This is a genomic window from Vibrio sp. Vb1574, from assembly GCF_033338675.1.
The window spans coordinates 1-1113 of record NZ_JAWOTC010000383.1 but is presented as its reverse complement, the minus strand read 5'-3'; the positions used below and the strand labels follow the sequence as shown (position 1 = coordinate 1113).

General features: G+C 48.5%; 1 protein-coding gene. It reads right to left on the bottom strand.

Translation table 11 applies throughout. The features are described from left to right. The coding region (locus R7O12_RS26345) for a molybdopterin-dependent oxidoreductase (RefSeq protein WP_318127018.1) at positions 1–1113 on the bottom strand (1113 nt) is incomplete at both ends.

The following is a 1113-nucleotide window of genomic DNA, read 5'->3' as shown; positions in this document are numbered from 1 at the left end:
TATGGGTCAGAAACAACAATGAAGTTTTCTGGGTTACGGTAGCCAGGCAGACGTTCAGTGTTAATGTTCGGACCAGCTTGCATGTTGTTGTTACATTGAACCCAGTAACAGTTCAGTACGCCATCGTTCAGCATACGGTCTTGAAGTACCGCGTGGAAACCTGGTTTTGGTGGAATCGTGCCTTCAGGCAGTTTCCAGATTTTTTCTGCGATTTGGCGGTGTTTAGGGTTAGCAACCACCATGTCCGCAGGTAGACGGTGAGCAAACGTACCAACTTCACGAGCTGTACCACACGCCGATGGCTGACCAGTTAGTGAGAATGGGCTATTACCCGGAGTAGCGATTTTACCGGTTAGAAGGTGGATGTTGTAAACCAAGTTGTTCATCCACACGCCGCGAGTATGTTGGTTCATACCCATTGTCCAAAGTGACATTACTTTCGTGTTTGGATCGGCGTATTGCTTCGCAAGCTCAATCAGCTTTTCTTTCTCAACACCCGAGATCTCAGACGCTTTCTCGGCCGTGTATGGCGCTACAGACTTCTTGTACTCTTCGAAAGAGATTGACGTCAGTTTGCCTGAGTTAGGGTTTTTCGCTGCTTTTTGTAGCGGGTCGTCGTCACGCAGACCGTAACCGATGTCGGTGTCTGCTTGAGTAAAGTTCGTGTGCTTGTTCACGAAATCCCAGTTGACTGCATCGTTTTCGATGATGTAGTTCGCGATAAAGTTAGCAATCGCAAGGTCAGACTGTGGGTTAAAAATGTAGCCGTGATCTGCCAACTCGAATGAACGGTGGTAGTAAGTTGAAAGTACGTTTACGCGAACATGAGGGTGGCTCAGGCGACGGTCAGTAATACGAGTCCATAGTACTGGGTGCATTTCTGCCATGTTCGAACCCCAAAGCACGAATGCATCAGCGTTCTCGAAGTCATCGTAACAGCCCATAGGTTCATCGATACCGAAAGCACGCATGAAACCTACTACCGCAGACGCCATACAGTGACGCGCGTTAGGGTCAATGTTGTTAGAACGGAAACCGGCTTTCATCATTTTCGCTGCCGCGTAACCTTCCATTACAGTCCATTGGCCAGAGCCAAACATACCAACGCTAGTC